At 55.7% G+C, this 18,681-nt stretch carries 14 protein-coding genes; 3 read left to right on the plus strand and 11 right to left on the minus strand.

Annotated features, from left to right (window positions below; genetic code table 11):
• Nucleotides 1-61 precede the first annotated feature (61 nt).
• Nucleotides 62-703, plus strand: coding sequence for an alpha/beta family hydrolase (locus FJ695_RS25450; RefSeq protein ID WP_141188058.1), 642 nt, complete (start codon nt 62-64; stop codon nt 701-703).
• Nucleotides 704-705: 2 nt separating this feature from the next.
• Here the strand turns inward: FJ695_RS25450 and FJ695_RS25455 are convergent, their stop codons facing one another.
• The 5 genes from FJ695_RS25455 to FJ695_RS25475 all read right to left on the minus strand — a co-directional run bounded on the left by FJ695_RS25455 (nt 706) and on the right by FJ695_RS25475 (nt 8,838).
• On the minus strand, nt 706-4,107 hold the full coding sequence (locus FJ695_RS25455; RefSeq protein ID WP_168206488.1) for an efflux RND transporter permease subunit: 3,402 nt from the start codon (nt 4,105-4,107) through the stop codon (nt 706-708).
• A gap of 11 nt (nt 4,108-4,118) precedes the next feature.
• Entirely contained in the window at nt 4,119-5,531 is a 1,413-nt protein-coding gene (locus FJ695_RS25460) for an efflux RND transporter periplasmic adaptor subunit (protein WP_141188059.1), read from the minus strand.
• A gap of 194 nt (nt 5,532-5,725) precedes the next feature.
• Nucleotides 5,726-6,700 carry an Hsp33 family molecular chaperone gene (locus tag FJ695_RS25465; RefSeq protein ID WP_141188060.1) on the minus strand — a complete coding sequence of 325 codons (975 nt, stop codon included), beginning with the start codon at nt 6,698-6,700 and terminating at the stop codon, nt 5,726-5,728.
• Between the two features lie 12 nt (nt 6,701-6,712).
• Nucleotides 6,713-7,642, minus strand: coding sequence for an ornithine carbamoyltransferase (argF, locus tag FJ695_RS25470; protein ID WP_141188061.1), 930 nt, complete (start codon nt 7,640-7,642; stop codon nt 6,713-6,715).
• Entirely contained in the window at nt 7,639-8,838 is a 1,200-nt protein-coding gene (locus FJ695_RS25475) for an aspartate aminotransferase family protein (protein WP_141188062.1), read from the minus strand. Before FJ695_RS25475 ends, argF begins: the two co-directional genes overlap by 4 nt.
• A 424-nt stretch (nt 8,839-9,262) precedes the next feature.
• Here FJ695_RS25475 and FJ695_RS25480 point away from each other — a divergent pair, with 424 nt between their 5' ends.
• Both FJ695_RS25480 and FJ695_RS25485 read left to right on the plus strand, forming a co-directional pair.
• The gene (locus tag FJ695_RS25480) at nt 9,263-9,799 is read left to right on the plus strand and encodes a GcrA family cell cycle regulator (RefSeq protein ID WP_141188063.1); all 537 of its coding nucleotides are present in this window, start codon (nt 9,263-9,265) and stop codon (nt 9,797-9,799) included.
• Between the two features lie 410 nt (nt 9,800-10,209).
• Entirely contained in the window at nt 10,210-11,859 is a 1,650-nt protein-coding gene (locus tag FJ695_RS25485) for a VWA domain-containing protein (RefSeq protein ID WP_141188064.1), read from the plus strand.
• A 61-nt stretch (nt 11,860-11,920) separates the two neighbouring features.
• On the opposite strand, the gene phoB is transcribed toward FJ695_RS25485, so the two are convergent.
• The 6 genes from phoB to FJ695_RS25515 form a co-directional block, all read right to left on the minus strand.
• Nucleotides 11,921-12,616 (minus strand): phosphate regulon transcriptional regulator PhoB, encoded by a 696-nt coding sequence (gene phoB, locus FJ695_RS25490; protein WP_141188065.1) that lies wholly within the window; start codon nt 12,614-12,616, stop codon nt 11,921-11,923.
• Nucleotides 12,617-12,705: 89 nt separating this feature from the next.
• Nucleotides 12,706-13,401, minus strand: a complete 696-nt coding sequence (gene phoU, locus FJ695_RS25495) for a phosphate signaling complex protein PhoU (protein ID WP_141188066.1) — start codon at nt 13,399-13,401, stop codon at nt 12,706-12,708.
• Between the two features lie 31 nt (nt 13,402-13,432).
• On the minus strand, nt 13,433-14,230 hold the full coding sequence (gene pstB, locus FJ695_RS25500) for a phosphate ABC transporter ATP-binding protein PstB (protein WP_141188067.1): 798 nt from the start codon (nt 14,228-14,230) through the stop codon (nt 13,433-13,435).
• Between the two features lie 13 nt (nt 14,231-14,243).
• Complete coding sequence (gene pstA, locus FJ695_RS25505) at nt 14,244-15,593, minus strand: phosphate ABC transporter permease PstA (protein WP_141188068.1); 1,350 nt, start codon at nt 15,591-15,593, stop codon at nt 14,244-14,246.
• Nucleotides 15,593-17,065, minus strand: coding sequence for a phosphate ABC transporter permease subunit PstC (gene pstC, locus FJ695_RS25510; RefSeq protein ID WP_141188069.1), 1,473 nt, complete (start codon nt 17,063-17,065; stop codon nt 15,593-15,595). The genes pstA and pstC overlap by 1 nt, the downstream gene beginning before the upstream one ends.
• Before the next feature lie 84 nt (nt 17,066-17,149).
• Complete coding sequence (locus FJ695_RS25515) at nt 17,150-18,205, minus strand: substrate-binding domain-containing protein (protein WP_141188070.1); 1,056 nt, start codon at nt 18,203-18,205, stop codon at nt 17,150-17,152.
• Nucleotides 18,206-18,681 lie beyond the last annotated feature (476 nt).

Genomic DNA, 18,681 nt, shown 5'->3' on the forward strand with positions numbered 1-18,681 from the left:
ATATGTAGTGCACGGGAACACTTTCCAGCAATTCACAAACTGACGCGGCCAGATAAACATCATGACAGACTTCCTTTGGACACGGCCGGAAACCGATCCATCCGCTACACTGCTTCTGGCACATGGAGCCGGCGCTCCTATGGATTCGACTTTCATGGACAAATTGGCCACCGCTCTTGCGTCAAACGGAATCGCAAGTGCCCGGTTTGAATTCGCCTATATGGCTGGACGCCGGACTGGAGGTTCCAAAAGGCCGCCGCCAAAAGCCGACAAGCTGATTGGAGAGTTTCAGACCGCATTACAAAGCTTGTTGAGCCAATCTGAAGGCCCAATTCTGCTTGGCGGAAAGTCCATGGGCGGCCGCGTTGCGGCAATGCTTGCTGGCGGCGGGTCTCTCCCTGCCCGCGTCAAAGGTGTGTGTTGCTTTGGTTATCCGTTCCATCCAACTGGAAAACCGGACGCTGACTGGCGTCTTTTACCGCTTGAGGATGCCAAACGGCCGGTTCTGGTCCTGCAGGGTGATCGGGATCCGTTCGGCAATAAGGCTGAGATTGATGAAGTGACACTGCCTGGCTCTGTGTCATTGACGTACCTTGAAGATGGCAATCACGACTTTGGGCCACGTGGCAAATCGCCAGCCACGCTCGACGGCAACATATCAGCCGCCGCAGAAGCCGTCGCAGCATTCACTTCAGGGCTTTGATGTCACTCGGCTGGCGTTAGATCCCGCACGCCGCTGCCCGCTCCGTGCAAGCGCTTTTTGTGGCGCAGCTGAATTAACCCGGCGATATCATCACCAATCTGCAGCAAAGCAGGGACCAAGACCAGAACCAGAGCCGTCGCCGTTGCCAAACCAAAGACAATTGTGATCGCCATTGGCAGCAGGAACTGCGCTTGAAGACTGGTTTCAAACATCAGCGGCAGCAAGCCACCGATAGTCGTCATCGACGTTAAAAGCACAGCCCTCAAGCGGTCGCAGCTTGAGCTGATGGCAGCTATATCAAGATCTTCTCCGCTGGCCCGGCGTTCTTCAAACCGCGCCACCAGAATGATGGAGTTGTTCACCAGAATGCCGGCCAGCCCAAGCAAACCAATCATGCTCAGGATGGTCAGTTTAAAACCCATCAGGTAGTGGCCGACAATCGCGCCAACGATACCAAACGGGATAATCGACATCACGATGATGGGACGCGAATAACTGCCGAAGATCGCAGCCAGGATAATGTAGATCCCGGCAACGGCCATCAGAACTCCGGTCATCAGCTCAGAAAACGCATTCGCTTGTTCTTCCGCGCGCCCGGCGAAAGAGTAATCCAAACCATATTTCTGCACGAGATCTGGCAGAAACTGTTGTTCAAGCTCGGCAATGATTTGGTTGTTCGAGGTCAGCGTGCTGTCGATATCAGCGACCACCGAAACAACTGTCTTGCCTTCCCGGCGCAAAATCACGGAGAAACCTTGGGAATCCGTTAGATTGACAACTTCTGTCATCGGAACGAAGTCGCCAGCGGGAGTGCGAAGAGACAATTGCCGTAGAGCCGCAGTACCCGCCACGTCGATCTGCTGACGCACCCGGACCGTAACTTCTTCGTCACCTTCTGCGAACCGCCGGGCAATGTTGCCTTCAAAAGCATTGCGGATCTGGCGGGCAGCACTTTCTACCGTGAAGCCAAGCGCCCGGCCGCGGGGTGTCAATTCAACAAGCAGCTCCGGTTTTCCGTAAGGCAGATCGTCTTCCACCGCGCTGGTTCCGGGGAAGGCCGAGAGCTCTTGCTGCAATTCCTGCGCTGCGGCCTTTAAGTCCTGCAGGTCAGCGCCAGTCAGCCGGATATCCAGGTCTCGGCCCGGAGGCCCACCCCGGCGCTCAGCAATCGCCACCCGAGCAATACCAGGAATGTCTGGTACCGCGGCACGCCACGCGCGAACAATCGCAGGCGTACGCACTGTCCGCTCTTCCGACCGGCTGAGCTGGACAGCGATGTTGGCAACATTGTCGCCTCTGTTGTTTCCTGCACGTCCAAGCGTTGCGTAGGTCGCAACGACCAGCTGCTCGCCGTTGTCGCCGGAAATTGTAGCCTCTGCCTTTTTCAAGGCGTCCTCAATGCGGTTGATCCCTGCAATCGCTTCTTCCTCCGGAATACCGGCATGGAAAAAGATCGACGCGGTTAAGTTCTCCGCTTCTGGCGACGGAAAGAATGTAAATCCGACCCGGCCGCCCTGGAGGAGCCCCACAGCCAGAACCATTGCTGCGATCGCGACCGACAACGTGACATATCGCCAGTGAACCGCTGCCGTCACGAATGCATGGAACGGATAGTCTCGTATCCAGTTGAAACCCGCATCAAATCCACGCCGGAACCAGCTCGGCTGACCCCGCCGCCCCGCCCGTCGGCGCGACTGCCGTAACATCATCAAGAAGGCTTCAAAACCGAGCGCGACTACGAATGCAACTGCAACGATGATAATTTCGAATGGAACCAGCCCGACCGTGTCCTTCAGAGCGCGCAACGGATCATCAATGACATCAAGGAATGGCGGAACCGAGATGTCCGGCTGGCTGGCAAGAGCACTTAAGAAAAACGCTGGTGCACCAGCAATCAAAACAACCCGCCACCAGTTCCAACCCCGGCGCGTGGCAAGTGCGTGAGACAAATGGCCGGGCAGGACCAGAAAACACTCGATGAGGGACGCGATCACAACGGCGACGACGACTACGGGAAGTGTGCCCATAATCTGGCCGAGAACCCCGCCAATGAGCAATATCGGCACAAAGGCAGCGATTGTGGTCAGGCTGGCCGCGAATATCGGAGCAAGCATGGTCGTTGCGCCATTGATCGCTGCTTCGTCGGGGTCATCGCCCATGGCCTGACGCGTCGCCGTATGTTCGCCGACAACAATCGCATCATCGACAATAACCCCGAGCATCATGATCAGGGCGAACATCGAAATCATGTTGATGCTTTCACCCATCAACCACAGGATCCCGAGCGTCGCCATCATGGCAACGGGGATCCCTGCAGCCACCCAGAGGGCAATCCGCGCATTCAAGAATAAAAACAGGATTCCAACAACGAGCACCAATCCGGTGAGGCCATTTTCCAGGAGAAGCGTAATCCGACCTTTCACAGCATCTGCGCGCACATCATACTTTAGAACTTCAAGGCTTTGCGGCAGTTGCGGCCTAATCTCAGAGAGGTAATCGTCAACGATTTGTGCAGCCTTGAGTGTATCGGTGGTTTCGACCCTCAAGATTTCCAGTTCAATGGCACGAGATCCCTTTGAGAACCCCTGGTTTTCGTTGTCATCGAAATCACGAAGAACCGTTCCGATATCATCGACTTGGGTCTTTTCACCGGAAGCAAACGATTTGACCTCCACCCGGCCGACTGCTTGCGGAGACCGCTCTTCCGATAGCGCTCGGATTTGACGTTCGACCGCACCATCCAAACTGCCGGCCGGAAGGTCGACCGTATTTCCGGCGATTTGCTGGGCGACATCGGAAATAGTGATATCAAGTCTGCGCAATTCTCGTTCTGGAATTTCAACCAGATATTCTGGTGCGCGGTACCCTTTCAGCTCGACCTTATCGATCCCACGCGCCAGAAGATCATCGCGCATCTGGCGCGCAAAAACTTTGAGGGATTCTTCCGGAAATGGACCACGTAAGGCTAATGTTGCGACACCGTCGGTAAAGGTTGCCGCAGAAATGATGGGCGTTTCAGAATCCAACGGTAAAGTCGTTATACCGGAAACGGCCTGCTCTACATCCGACAGCGCTTTTTGCAGATCAGTCCCTTCCACAAATTCCATGCGGATTGATGCACTGCCTTCACGACCATAGGATTCGAACTCTTCCAACCCTTCAAAAAACCGGAGTTCCGGTTCGAGGACCTCTAGAATGTTGGACGTGACATCCTCAGCACTGGCACCTGGCCAGGTAATTGCCACGGCAATGGTATCGATCTTGACTGTTGGAAAAAACTGGGTGTTGAGCTTGGCGAGACCATAAGCGCCAAACAGCACCATAACGGCCATGATCAAGTTGGCGGCATTAGAATGCCGGACCAGCATCTCCAAAAACCCGTGAGGCTTCAGGTGTCGAACCATGACTGCCTCCGTTATTGGGCGGTTTGAGTTGCTGATTGATCAGAGGCCCCGGCCGAGTGGCTTGCCACCGGCTGGACCGCATCAACGTCCTTCACAAGAAGGCCGTCACCGGCTTCCGGAATTCGCGTTACCAGCAGAGTTTCACCGGGCTGAAGATCACCTTCGACAAGAATAAAGCCATCGTCTATCGCAAGGGCTCTGACATCTCTCGCTGTGAGCCGGCTATTTTCGATGACATAAACCGTTCCTTCGCCATAGTAAGCGGCTTCTGGGACCCGGAAACTGTCTGCATAAGTTTGATCTGGAATGGAAATTTCAACAAAAGCGCCCGGACGAAGGGGCACTGAAGCCGCGCTCATATCAATCGTTGCGATGAGGTCGACACCACCGCGGTTGCTGGCAACATCTGCGCCAATCCGGCCAACTGTTGCCGGATAGATCACGGGCTGATCACCGAGATACCAGGTCACGTCGACCGGACGGCCAACGACCGAGCCAGTTTCTGCAATCAATCGGCCGTATTGATTGTCCGACAATATGAACCGCGCCTCGAATTCACCGCTGTCATAAAGCGAAACAATCGCATCGTTGACACTGACCAACCGTCCTGGCTCGGCTGCCGAAGACCTGACAATCGCGTCAAAGGGCGCTGTTAGGACTGTGTTTTCCAATTGGCGCTGAGCGTTCTCCAGACGCCATTCCAAGCGCTCAACTGAAGCGCGCTGCTGAATGACCTTTGCCTCTTCCAAGGCAAGTGTGTTTTCAGATCGCTCAAGGTTCTGCTGACGTTGGGAGACAAGCAACTTGCGGTCATCCACCGTCCGCTCGGTTGCCGCACCCCGCCCAAGCAGCTCTTCGGCCCGCACAAGATCGCGCTCGGCAAAGGCCAGCTGCTCGCCCGCGCGCACAAGATTGGCCTTTTCCAACGCCACCCGGCCCTCGTTCTCCACCAGAGCCGCCTGCCCTTCAGCTAGATTGGCGCGGGCTTCAGTCACGGCGCCTTCATAATCAAACCGGTCAATCGAGATGAGGGTTTCGCCTTTTTCGACCTTGCCGCCGGCTTTCAGGTTTGGGTGAACCTCGACAATCTCCCCGCCAACGAGCGCTCTCAGATCTACTTCCCGGCCTGCCAGCGTCTCACCGTAGACCGAAATCATCGGCGCATGGTCGCCTTGTTCAACCTCAACAGTTTTGACCGCGTAACTCTTCTCTTGAACTGGCCGCTTGGGAACCTCCGGCCGAGTGGCAATCAAGTGATTCATGCCCTGAAATGCGCCGAAGAGGATGGCAAAGGCGATGAGCGCCTGAAGCACGGCTTTCAGGACCAACTTCGTCCGGTCAAACGTGGTCGGTTGCCGTCCTATGGGGGGAAGGACTTCCGCACTCGGTGCCTTGCCGGTTTCCGGGTCGACGGATTGCAACATACTCAGTTATCCCACAACGCATTAAAGATGGCTCACGCGACTATATACGTGAACCCTGCGCATAAGATTACTTTGCATTGCGAAAAATCAAGATTTCTGGCAGCTAAATCACGCTAGCACAGGCAGAAATCGTGTAACCAAATGTATCAATGATTACAAATTGCGGACTGGCATTTGCCAGTCCGCAAGTCATGTCATTTGTCGAATTCATAAGCCGTGCTGCAGAATTCGCAGGTCACAACGATCTTCCCATTGACCGTTACATGCTCGACTTCCTCGGCAGTAAAGTTTGCCAAAACATTGGCAACTTTGTCGCGCGAGCAGCGGCATTTGTCCGCAATCGGCTGAGCATCGAATAGGCGGACACCGCGTTCATGGAACAACCGGTAAAGCAGCGTCTCAACGCTCACTTCCGGATCGGTCAGTTCGACATCCTTGACCGTGTCGACCAGCGCCTTGGCTTCCACCCAGGCGTCGTCTTCATCGACCTCATGGCGTAGCACCCCTTCCGGCGCATCACCGGGATCAATGTCGGCCTGTTTCATCCGCTCAGGAGACTCGGGCAAAAATTGCACCAGGATACCGCCGCCGGTCCAGGACTTGATCGGCGCTTCGCCATCCTGACGGGTGTAGAGCTCACCGACACCCAGACGGACTTCCGTTGGGATCTGTTCAGAGCGCTCAAAATACCGCCGGGCGACCTCTTCAAGCGATACACCATCCAGCTCAACGAGCCCCTGATAGCGCTGCATGTGCTTGCCTTGATCGATCGTCATGGCCAAATGGCCTTGCCCCAGAAGGGTTTCTGGGGACGCTTTACCGGCCTCCATCAGAGCTGCGACACGCTCTGCATCAAACGTCGCGCAAGCTCGGATAGCATCGGGCGTTTCGAAGTCGACAACGAGCATCGACACCGGACCTTCGGTCTGGGTTTGCAGTGTGAAACGGCCATCGAACTTGAGAGACGTTCCAAGCAGGCTCGTCAGAACAATAGCTTCGGCCAGAAGGCGAGAAACCGGCTCCGGGTAATCATGCCGGTCCAGGATCTTCTGCAAGATCGGCCCAAGCGCAACGCTGCGCCCGCGCACATCCAGTTCTTCCACGGCAAAGGGCCGGACAGCGTCCAGCCCTGCGGGCTTGATGCCCAGTTCTTCAAGATTTAGTGCCACTTTGGCTTCGCCTTAAGCTGCGCCGAAACACCAGGCCAGAATGCCCTTTTGAGCATGGAGCCGGTTTTCGGCTTCGTCAAACACGACAGAGTTTGGACCGTCCATGACCTCGTTGGTGACTTCTTCACCCCGGTGCGCCGGCAGGCAATGCATGAAGAGCGCATCTCCATTTGCCTCCGCCATCAGCCGCTCGTTGACCTGGTAGGCGCTGAGCAGGTTGTGACGGCTCTCCGCATCATCATCGCCCATGGACACCCAGCAGTCGGTGATGACACAGTCGGTCCCTTTGACAGCCTCATATGGGTCGTCGGTCACCACAATGGAACCACCCTTTTGACGGGCTGCATCAATCAGCTCCTGAGGCGGGGCCAATTCGCTTGGTGTCGCAATGCGCATTTCAAAGTCCAGGCGCGGGGCCGCATGAACCCAAGACGCCAGAACGTTGTTGCTGTCGCCGGTCCAGGCAATGCTTTTGCCGGAAATGCCCCCACGATGTTCTTCGAACGTCATGATGTCGGCCATGATCTGGCAAGGATGCGAGATCTTGGTCAAACCATTGATCACGGGAACGGTCGCGTTTTCAGCCAGTTCGTTCAAATCATTGTGGTCCAAGATCCGGATCATAATGCCGTCGACGAAGCGGGACAGGACACGCGCGGTATCAGCGATCGTCTCGCCGCGTCCAAGCTGCATTTCAGCGCCGGTCAGCATCAAGGTCTCACCGCCGAGCTCGCGCATACCAACATCGAACGAAATACGGGTCCGGGTCGACGGCTGTTCGAAGATCATTGCCAGGACCTTGCCCGCAAGCGGGCCCTCGCCACGGCGGATGCCGTTGCGCTCGGCTTTGATCTTTTTGCCTGCCTCGAGGATGGTGCGCAGTTCGCTGCCATCAAACTCGGTCAAATCCAGAAAGTTTCTGAATGCTCCACTCGCGGTCATTCGGCCGCTCCTTCAAAAAGCTTCTTCTCCAGGGCAACGGCCGCCTCTTCCAGGCGTTCAACAGCCACCGCAATCTCGTCTTCAGTGATGGTCAAAGGCGGGAGAATGCGCACGACGTTGTCGCCAGCTGGCACGGCCAGAAGACCTGCGTCGCGGGCAGCCCCAACATATTCGCCGACCGGGGCCACGCATTTGATGCCAAGCATCAAGCCGCTGCCGCGAACAGAGTCAAACACCTTGGGATGGCTGTCGACCAATCCGGAGAGTTTCTGCTTGAAGGACAGCCCTTTTTGCTGAACTTCTTCCAGAAAGCCTTCTGACAAGACAACATCCAAAACCGCATTGCCAACGGCCATCGCCAACGGATTGCCGCCGAACGTTGTGCCATGGGTTCCCGGCGCCAGCGCGGATGCAGCTTCCTCGGTTGCCAGACAGGCCCCCATTGGAAAGCCGCTGCCAATTCCCTTGGCAACTGCCATCAAATCCGGTTCTACACCGGTCCATTGATGCGCAAAGAGCTTGCCTGTCCGGCCAACGCCCGTCTGGATCTCGTCAAAGATCAAAAGAGCGCCGGTTTCGTCACACAGCTTGCGCAGCGCGCGCAGGAATTCGAAATCGATCTCGCGGATGCCGCCTTCGCCTTGAATAGGTTCAATCGCAATAGCAGCGGTCTGCGGGCCAACGATTGCTTTTAACGCCTCAAGGTCGCCATTCGGCACCTGATCAAAACCCGGCGCCTTTGGGCCAAACCCTTCCAGGTATTTTTCCTGGCCGCCGGCTGCGATGGTACCCAGCGTCCGGCCGTGGAACGCGCCTTCAAAAGTGATGATTTGATAGCGGTCCGGCTCGTTCCGGTCATAGTGATACCGGCGGGCGCATTTGATCGCCGCTTCCATGGCCTCTGCCCCGGAATTCACAAACAGAACCTTGTCAGCAAAGGTCGCGTCTGCAAGCCGCTGCGCGAGGCGCGCACCATCCGGCATCTGATGCAGATTGGAAATGTGCCAAAGCTTGGATGCTTGGTCCTGCAGTGTCTTGACCAAATGAGGATGGCCATGCCCAAGCGAATTCACCGCAATTCCGGACCCGCAGTCGAGAAATCGTCGGCCGTCACTCGCAATCAGCCAGACACCTTCCCCGTGATCGAAAGACAAGTTCGATCTTGCGTAGTTTCCAAAAAGCGCGGACGCGGACATAACCTCTTACTTCTCCTCTAGCCTGTGCACGGCGCGTTGATTTCCGCTCAATCGCCAATGACAGGTCGCAACCACAATGGGCTAAAAACGCAACATGCCGCCCAAAAGGCGGCACGTTGCCGGAACCTTATACACCGGCAGGCCTATGGCGTGTCAATGGAAATGGCTGAAACCGGGGCCCGGATCAGATTATGTAAAAGTCTCAATGACCTCGCATCTTTTGGGGAAAAGTCCGTTCATCCCCAACTGACTGCAGCCTGAGTGTTGCTTCACAAATTAACGTTATTGTAACCTTTAGCCAATCAGACACGACATCTCGTCTGGCGTATCAACTAGAGGCACAAGATATGCCATAGCGGACATGCGAGCGCGTGTCCACATTCGAGATTTTGGCCAAACACTGGCCTTGGCAAGGGGTGCGGTTATGAGTTGGACGAACGAACGGGTTGAGCTTTTGAAAAAGCTCTGGGGCGAAGGATTGAGCGCCAGCCAGATCGCTGGCGAGCTCGGCGGAGTAACCCGGAACGCAGTTATTGGTAAGGTGCACCGTCTTGGCCTGTCCGGCCGGGCGAAGTCATCCACACCAAGCACAAAGCCGCGCCGCGCACGGACTGCAAGCCCGACAGCGCAGGCAACCCCGAAGAAACCACAGGCCCAGCCGCAGACCCATGGATCTGCCGCTCTGAAGATGGATCCGACCCCTGCACCTGTTGCTGAGATCCGCCCGGAAGCTGAGCCGATTGCCGAGTTGGTGCCGATTTCCAAACGCGCAACCATCCTGACGCTCACCGAGCGGACCTGCAAATGGCCAATCGGTGACCCGGCAACAGACGACTTCTACTTCTGCGGACGCCAGTCCGATGCGGGTGTTCCTTACTGCGCGCATCACTGCAAGATCGCCTATCAGCCGATTGCTGACCGCCGCCGCGGCGCAAACAAGGCTGTTGCTCAAGCATCGTAAAACTCCGCAAGTACAGCACATCGACTTTAAAGCCCGCTTCACCAGCGGGCTTTTTTTTGTTTTTGTTGCAACATGTTCAAAATACTACTTCAAACCGCAAAACAAATAATTCTCCCAGAAAATCGTTTTCATCAAGCCAACTAAATAAATTCGGCACGCCTCATCAAATCATCGACTCTCACATATAATAAAATACACCCCAAAACTAATTCACTTCATTAACTATATAATTCATCTCAATATTTTACTTTGTATTTGTGATGTGAATTACAGCCTTTGCACGATTTCGCGGCTACTCATGAAGGCCTGGCGCCGATCGCCCCCCTGCGCTTGTCCGACGCTTCAAATGTGTTTGTGGACCCGACTTGGGAACGGAGGTCAGCCCAAACTGTTTTGCCTGGAGACATAAGATGAAATCCATTTGGAAATTAGGCCTTGCCGCCACACTTGCCCTCTCCGCTTCATCAGCACTTGCGGAAGACCGAAGTGTTGCCCTTATCCTGGATGCCTCCGGCAGTATGAACGGCCACCTCACCGACGGTACTGTCAAAATCAATGCTGCCAAGAATGCCGTGCGAAACCTCGTCGGTCAGATCCCTGACAGCGTGCGGCTGTCCTTTCGCGCCTATGGACACCAGCACCACCGCAGCAAACACAATTGCACTGACACACAGATGCTGGTTCCTTTCGGCCGCGCGCCAGATGTTCGCGCCGGTGTGGTGAACACATCGGATGGTCTAAAAGCCCAAGGCTATACGCCCATTACCCATGTTCTTGGATTGGCCGCCGACGACCTGAAACCGGAAAACGGCAAGCGGGCCATCGTTCTCGTCTCAGACGGCAAGGAAACCTGCGAAGGCGATCCCTGCCTGCTTGCCAAGAAACTAGCGGAAGCCGATACGGATCTGACCATCCATACAGTTGGCTTTGGTGTCGATCCGCAGGCGCGGCTGCAGTTGCAATGCATCGCGGATGCCGCCCGTGGCACCTACTATGACGCCAACTCTGCCGTGGACCTTGCGAAAACCATGGAAGAGGCGGTAGAGGCTACCGCTGAGCCGGAAATCCAGGATGAAGTGATCACAATCACCCTTCCCGAGGCGCAGGAAGGAACGCTGGAAATCATCGCCCCCTATTTCAACGAAGTGGTTGATGCCGAAACGGGCGAGCAGGTTGCCGTGCTCACAGATAGCACCCCGTCCAAAGTTCTCCCGGCTGGGATCTACAACATCAAATTCGGCAAGACCCAATGGCTGAAAAGCGTTGCTGTTCGAGCCGATGAAACCACAACAATAGAACCGGGCCGGCTCAGGGTCGAAGGCCCCTATTTCAATGATGTCCTGGATCCAGAAACCGGGGAGATTATAGAAAAAGCCACCAAGCATCACGCTGACTTCCCACTTTTGGCAGGCCTATATGATGTGGCCTTCGGCAAAGCCCTTTGGAAGAATGTTGTTGTCAACGAAGGTGAGACGACTGTTCTGAATCCGGGCCGCCTGAAAATCAAAAACCCTTACTTCCATGATGTTCTGGATCCGGCGACCGGTCAGGCTTTGCTGAAGCTGACGAAGTCAAATGACGAACTTCCCCTCCCGCCTGGTACCTATGACGTGCGGTTTGGCAAAAAACTCTGGCGCGGCATCAAATTGACCGAAGGCGAAACCGTGACATTGGATCCGGCCCTGGTTCGTATGGCGGAGCCCTATTTTAACCGGATCCTGGATCAGGATACGGGTGAAGAAGTGGAGAAATTCACCCGGGACCGGACGACGATCCCGTTAGCGCCGGGCACCTACACTGTCATGTTCGGCAAAGCCGCCTGGAAAGACTTCACGGTTGAAGCTGGTGATGATCTGCGGATCAATCCGGGCCGCATCAAAATCGAAGGCAAGAAGTTTTACATCAAGGTTTTCGATGAAGCCGGGACGGAAGTCATAAAGCTGACTGAGGGCACCAACGATATTCCGTTTCCGCCGGGCAAATACAGGCTCGATGTCGGCGGACAAGAAGTACCGGTGACACTGATCGAAGGCAAACGGCTTGTACTGAAACTTCAGTAAGTTTCATTGCCTGCAAAAGACGGAGGCCTGCCGCAAGTTCCGGCAGGCCTCTACAATTATCTTAGGCAGCAGCAAATTGGTCGTTGAAGGAATAACCCGCACCGCGCACGGTGCGGATCGGGTCCTTGGCTTTGCCCTTGTTCAGCGCCTTGCGCAACCGGCCGACATGTACATCGACAGTCCGCTCATCCACATAGACATCGTGGCCCCAAACGCCATCAAGCAGCTGCTCGCGCGAGAACACCCGCCCGGGGGACGTCATCAAAAACTCTAGAAGACGGAATTCGGTCGGCCCGAGGTGAATTTCCTTGGTGCTGCGGCGAACCCGGTGTGTTTCGCGGTCAAGCTCAATATCGCCGGACCGAAGCATCGTAGAAACCACTTCCGGGCTCGCCCGGCGCAAGATCGCCCGGACACGGGCCATCAGCTCGGGAACGGAAAACGGTTTGACGACGTAGTCATCAGCGCCTGTTGAAAGCCCTCGGATGCGCTCGGCTTCTTCCCCACGTGCCGTCAGCATGATGACCGGCAGACGTTCAGTATCTTCACGGGCGCGCAGCCGCCGACACAGCTCGATGCCGGAAAGACCCGGCAGCATCCAATCCAGCAACAGGAGATCGGGCTGGCTTTCGCGCAGGCGGATTTCTGCTTCATCACCGCGGACACAAGTCTCCACGGCATAACCTTCAGCTTCCAGATTGTATCGCAACAGAAGGCTTAGCGGTTCTTCGTCTTCGACGATGAGCACCTTCGGCATGAATTCTCGCTCCAATTCCACCAGCCGGCGCTTTACGCCGGCCTCAACTTCTGCAGTGCAGCCACCTAAAGGCCACCCCGCTTCAACCGTTAAACGGCTCCAGTTTCGTCAATCTTGGTCCGCTCTTCCGGCAAACGCTCACCTGTCACCATGAAGTAGACGTTTTCGGCAATGTTGGTGGCATGATCACCGATGCGCTCAATGTTCTTTGCGCAGAACAGGAGATGGACGCATTCGGTGATGACCCGCGGGTCTTCCATCATGTAGGTGAGCAGTTCGCGAAACAGCGACGTATAGATCGCATCGACTTCGGCATCGGCTTCCTGAACCTGACGCGCCGCCTCAGCGTCGCGCCGGGTGTAGGCATCGAGCACCTTCTTCAGTTGGCTCAGCGCCAATTCCGTCATGTGCTCAACACCGATTGCCAGCTTCTTACTCTGAAGATCGCTATCAATGGCGATTGCACGTTTTGCGACGTTTTTGGCAAGATCGCCAACGCGTTCCAGATCATGGGCAATTCGGCTTGCCGCGGTGATTTCGCGCAAGTCCTGCCCCATCGGCTGACGCCGCACGATCATGGCAATCAGATCTTCTTCAACGTCCTGATGCAGGGAATCCAACCGGGCATCTTCGGAAACCACTTTCCTGGCCAAGTCGGTATCTCCGGAAACCAAAGCTGAGACTGCATCGGCAAACGCTTTTTCTGCAAGCCCGCCCATTTCGGCAATCCGGCCGGCCATGGCGTTCAATTCGTCATCATAGGCCGTGACTATGTGTTCAGACATCCTGTGCCCTTTCGAAACTTGTGCAACCCGGTCAGCCGAAGCGGCCGGTGATGTAATCTTGAGTGCGTTTGTCCGACGGATTGGTGAAGATGTCCTGTGTTGGACCTTCCTCAACCAGAACGCCGAGATGGAAAAACGCAGTGCGCTGGGATACGCGGGCGGCCTGCTGCATGGAGTGGGTCACGATAACAATCGTATAGTTTTCCCGCAGCTCATCGATCAGCTCCTCAACCTTCGCCGTCGCGATCGGATCAAGTGCCGAGCAGGGCTCATCCATCAGGATGACTTCCGGGCTCACCGCAATCGCGCGCGCAATGCACAGCCGCTGCTGCTGACCGCCGGACATGCCGGTGCCCGGCTCGTTTAAACGGTCCTTGACCTCATTCCAAAGCCCGGCCTTTTGCAGGCTAGAGCTGACGATCTCATCGAGCTCATCCCGGTTTCGGGCCAGTCCATGGATCCGCGGACCATAGGCGATGTTGTCGTAGATCGATTTCGGGAACGGGTTCGGCTTCTGAAACACCATTCCAACCTTGGCGCGCAGCTGCACCGGATCGACCTTTGGATCGTAGATGTCTTCGCCATCAATCTTGATGGAGCCTTCAACGCGGCAGATGTCGATCGTGTCGTTCATCCGGTTGATGGTGCGCAAGAAAGTCGACTTGCCACAACCTGACGGGCCAATAAAGGCGGTCACTGATCGAGGCTGGATTTCCAGGTCCACATCTTTGATGGCATGGGTATCGCCATAATAGACCTGGACCTTTTTCGCTGAAATCTTGCTGTCGGTCATGTCGGCTGCCTGTTCGATTTGCGGCATATCATTCATAGGTCTCGCCTCCTTACCAGCGGCGCTCAAACCTGCGGCGCAGGATAATGGCAATAAAGTTCATTGTCAGAAGGAACAGCAGCAAGACGATAATGCCGCCCCAGGCTTTTTCGTAGAACGCATAGTCAGCACGGGCTGCCCACGTATAGATCTGTGCCGGCATTGCAGAGTTTGGCTCGACAAAACCGCCGACGAAGCTGTCGGGATACCCACGGGCCACAAAGCCGACCATACCGATCAGAAGCAGCGGTGCGGTTTCACCAAGCGCTTGAGCCAGACCAATGATTGTTCCAGTCAGGATGCCCGGCATGGCCAAGGGCAGCACGTGATGGAAAATCGCCTGCATTTTGGACGCACCAACTCCGAGCGCTGCGTCGCGAATGCTCGGCGGCACCGCCTTCAAAGATGCCCGGGTCGAGATGATGATTGTGGGCAGGGTCATGAGGGTCAGCACCAGCCCGCCAACCAGCGGCGCCGACTGCGGTAGGTGCATGAACTGAATGAACACGGCCAGACCCAAGATCCCGAACACGATGGACGGAACGGCGGCCAGATTGGAGATGTTGACTTCAATCAGGTCCGTGATCCGGTTTTGCGGGGCAAACTCTTCCAAATAGATCGACGCGGCGACGCCAATCGGCAGGGAGAGGAACAGCACCACCAGCATCATGAAGAACGAACCAACGACTGAGGCGCCGATGCCCGCACCACCAGGATTGTCCACGCCGGAGTCGGCGCCGGTGATGAAGTTCCAGTTGAAGACAGATTCAATAATGTCCGCCTCGACCAGACCGTCGACGATGTCGAGGTCTGTCTTTTGCAGGAACCGGCTGTCCGTCATGTTGTCGCGTGTGACGCGGCCATTGATGTAACCGTCAACACGGGAGGCTGCGGCCAATTCAAAACGAACCGGCTCGCCGAGCTGATCCTGATTGGCACGAAAATACTCCCGGATAGTGCCGCCGGTCTTGCCAACGATCCGCCCAATGGCAGCACCGTCGAACGGAACTTCCAGGCCGCGGTCATTGAGTTGTTGTTCAAGAGCTCCAATGAAGAACTTTTCATAGGCTTTTGTCTTGAAAAGTTCTTTTTCAGCCGCGTTGAACTGTTCCTGGGTGATGGTGAATTCCACTTTCACCACTGTCCGGGTGAAGGCTGGAATGCCCTCAGATACGATCGAAAACGCGAGGACCACCAGGAAAAACAAGCCGATCCCGACGGCTCCCATCCCATAGGCCTTGAAGCGCTTTTCAGCCGCATTGCGTTTCCGGGTCAGATCGTCCGTTGCATAGAGGGAGCGCGGTTTTGCAGCTGCTTTTTCCGGCATCTTTGGACTATCGGGAGAAAAAGTTGCGTCGGTCATCAGTCATACTGCTCCCGGTATTTGCGCACGATGTAGAGCGCAATGATGTTGAGTCCCAGGGTCACGACGAAAAGTGTCATCCCTAGAGCAAACGCGACCAGCGCCACTGGGGACGCGAAGTCCGCATCTCCTGTTAGCTGACTGACAATTTTCGCGGTCACAGTCGTCATGGCTTCGAACGGGTTGAGGCTGAGCCGTGCGGCCGCCCCTGCCCCGAGCACGACGATCATGGTTTCACCGATGGCCCGCGAGGCTGCGAGCAGGATGGCACCGACGATCCCCGGCAGCGCGGCTGGTAAGATCACTTGTTTGACGGTTTCCGATTTCGTTGCACCCAAACCGTAAGAGCCATCGCGCATGGCCTGCGGCACGGCATTGATGATGTCGTCCGACAAGGAGCTGACAAATGGGATCAGCATGATGCCCATGACCAGACCCGCGGTCATGACGGCGGTTCCGGCCTTCATGATGCCAAGACCGTTGTCACCGAAGACCGAAACCAGCATCGGACCGACAGTCAGCAGCGCGAACAGGCCATAAACGATGGTCGGGATACCGGCCAGAACTTCCAGCATTGGCTTGGCAACTGCGCGGACTTTCGGCCCGGCATATTCGGAGAGATAAACCGCTGCAAAGAGGCCAATTGGTACCGCCACAGCCAGGGCGACGAAGGAAATATAAAAGGTGCCCCAGAGCAGTGGGATAATGCCGAGTTCGGAATCCCCGCCCCGGCCGGAGAAACTTGGCGCCCAAGTGAGACCGAAAAAGAAGTCGAAGGCGGGATAGAGTTTAAAAAACTCGATCGTGTTGAACACCAGCGACAGCACAATCCCGATTGTGGTGAGAACGGCGATGGAGGCGGCCGCAATCAGCAGGCTGCGAACGCCCCGTTCAACGGTGTTGCGGGCACGGAAGTCGGCATGGGACTCTTTGAGCCCCCATAGAGCCCCGGCAATCGCCGCCAGAATGACAACGATCGACATGTAGAACCGGCCAGAAGAACTCAGAACCCGGTAATGCTGGGCCGCGCGCATGATAGGCTGGGTGATATCGGACGTTACAATCTGGCCGGCTTCTTTGAGGCGCGCCGTGATATCTGTGACATCGGCGCGGGCGCTGCGGGCAAACTCTTCCGTCATCAGCTTCTGAGCAATGGCATTATCCATGCCCGTGGCTGCTCTGCGGACTTCAGCAAGAACCAGGCTCCGGGAAGAGCCTTCTGCAATCTCGCTCTCCGGGATCATGCCCGACACCGAGCCGTTGACATAAAACGGCTGCGCCAAAAGCCAGATCACAAGGATCAAGAACGCTGGGACCGCCGCCTTCATGGCAACGTTGGACCCATAATAAGATGGCAGGGAGTGCAGCTGGCTGGGCACCCCTCCGGCGCTTGCCAAAGCTCTTGACCGGCCCACAACGTACCCAACGGACGCAATGGCAAGCACGATCAAGACAAGCCAAAACAAAGGCATCTGCTTCCCCGAGATGTTTAACAGTCACAAAATAAAACGAGGGGCGGCGGTGCAGCCGCCCCTCTTAATTCGGCAAATGCCGAATTACTTCATTGTTTCTTCAGCAGCAATAGATGCCTGAGTGGCAGCCAGCTCCGGATCGGCAACCAGGCCGTACTGGGCCAGAGGGCCGTCGCCGCCTGCGATTTCGTCAGCGATGAAGAACTGAGCGTATTCTTTCAGGCCCGGGATCACGCCGATGTGTGCCTTCTTGACGTAGAAGTACAGCGGACGGGAAACCGGGTAGGTGCCGGAAGCAATGGTTTCAGTGGACGGAGCCACATCACCCATGGTCGCAACTTTCAGCTTGTCGGTGTTGTTTTCATAAAAGGCAAGACCGAAGATGCCGATGCCGTTTGCATTGGAGTCGATGCGGGCAAGTGTCTCGGTGTAGTCACCGTCGATGTCGACAGACTTGCCGTCGGCGCGAACATCGATACACGCTTTTTCAGCAGCTTTTTTCTTCGCTTTGTCGCTGTCACCTTCAGCGGCTTCGAGGAACTTTTCGAAAGCGCCGGTTGCTTCACACCCAGCCAGAAGAACCTTGTCTTCGAACACTTCACGGGTGCCGTGCTTGGTGCCCGGGATGAAAGCAGCGATTTCAACGTTCGGCAGGTCAGCGTTGAAGTCAGACCAGTTGTTGTACGGGTTGGCGACCAGTTCGCCGTCCTTCAGGACTTTGGAGCCCAGAGCGTTGAAGATGTCAGCCGGCTGGAACGCGGTGAAAGCAGGACCAGACTTTTGGGAAGCGAATACGATTCCGTCGTAACCGATGCGGACTTCGATGATGTCTTTGACACCAGCTTCGGCACAGGCCTTGATTTCTTTCGCGCGGATTTTGCGGGAAGCGTTGGCAACGTCGATGGTGTTTTCGCCAACACCTTCACAGAAACGCTTCAGGCCAGCAGAAGATCCGCCGGACTCAACAACCGGTGTCGGAAAGTCGGTGTTTTCGCCAAAAGCTTCAGCGACGATGGAAGCGTAAGGCAGAACGGTGGAAGAACCAGCGATCTGAACCTGGTCGCGAGCCTGAGCGGCGCCAACGAATGCGGTGGATGCAACTGCAACAGCTGTTGCGCTAACGAGGGTCGTAAATTTCACTTGACCACTCCCTTTGAATGTCAAGGTTTGTCTATCCACGCCGGACGCGGTTTCGTCCAAGCGCTGCCGGGAAACTAGGCTCGATGGATGAGAGTTCTATGACAGTTTTTATTCAGTTTTATGACAGTATAAACTTTTGATTTTTATAGATATTTTCACATATCTTCATTTCATTGTGTCAAAATACGATATTCCATGACACAGATTCCCAAGCGTCTCGAACAGACAGGCTCCCCCGTGAACCAACATCAATATCTTTCAGGAACAGCTCCATCCTGACAAAAGGGCGCATCGTCCGTGCCGTAGGTGTTCAACCTTACGAGCCACACACCTAAATGGCTCCGCTGATGTTCTTGATTTGCAAGACACTACATCCAACCAACCGATAATCGAGCTTACACTTAGTAGCGCGATTAGATTGCAGTCCATCCACCTTCGCTTTATGCTCCTTGCCAAACAAATAGAGCAATTTAACA

The sequence above is a fragment of the Labrenzia sp. PHM005 genome (assembly GCF_006517275.1).
Taxonomy (GTDB): Bacteria; Pseudomonadota; Alphaproteobacteria; order Rhizobiales; family Stappiaceae; genus Roseibium.

Excerpts from the sequence above, each read along its gene's own strand:
- pstA (WP_141188068.1), bottom strand. The coding sequence starts at position 15,593 with ATGACCGACGCAACTTTTTCTCCCGATAGTCCAAAGATGCCGGAAAAA.
- FJ695_RS25450 (WP_141188058.1), top strand. The coding sequence starts at position 62 with ATGACAGACTTCCTTTGGACACGGCCGGAAACCGATCCATCCGCTACA.
- FJ695_RS25475 (WP_141188062.1), bottom strand. The coding sequence starts at position 8,838 with ATGTCCGCGTCCGCGCTTTTTGGAAACTACGCAAGATCGAACTTGTCT.
- FJ695_RS25485 (WP_141188064.1), top strand. The coding sequence starts at position 10,210 with ATGAAATCCATTTGGAAATTAGGCCTTGCCGCCACACTTGCCCTCTCC.
- FJ695_RS25460 (WP_141188059.1), bottom strand. The coding sequence starts at position 5,531 with ATGTTGCAATCCGTCGACCCGGAAACCGGCAAGGCACCGAGTGCGGAA.
- FJ695_RS25480 (WP_141188063.1), top strand. The coding sequence starts at position 9,263 with ATGAGTTGGACGAACGAACGGGTTGAGCTTTTGAAAAAGCTCTGGGGC.
- FJ695_RS25455 (WP_168206488.1), bottom strand. The coding sequence starts at position 4,107 with ATGGTTCGACACCTGAAGCCTCACGGGTTTTTGGAGATGCTGGTCCGG.
- pstB (WP_141188067.1), bottom strand. The coding sequence starts at position 14,230 with ATGAATGATATGCCGCAAATCGAACAGGCAGCCGACATGACCGACAGC.
- argF (WP_141188061.1), bottom strand. The coding sequence starts at position 7,642 with ATGACCGCGAGTGGAGCATTCAGAAACTTTCTGGATTTGACCGAGTTT.
- phoB (WP_141188065.1), bottom strand. The coding sequence starts at position 12,616 with ATGCCGAAGGTGCTCATCGTCGAAGACGAAGAACCGCTAAGCCTTCTG.
- phoU (WP_141188066.1), bottom strand. The coding sequence starts at position 13,401 with ATGTCTGAACACATAGTCACGGCCTATGATGACGAATTGAACGCCATG.
- pstC (WP_141188069.1), bottom strand. The coding sequence starts at position 17,065 with ATGCCTTTGTTTTGGCTTGTCTTGATCGTGCTTGCCATTGCGTCCGTT.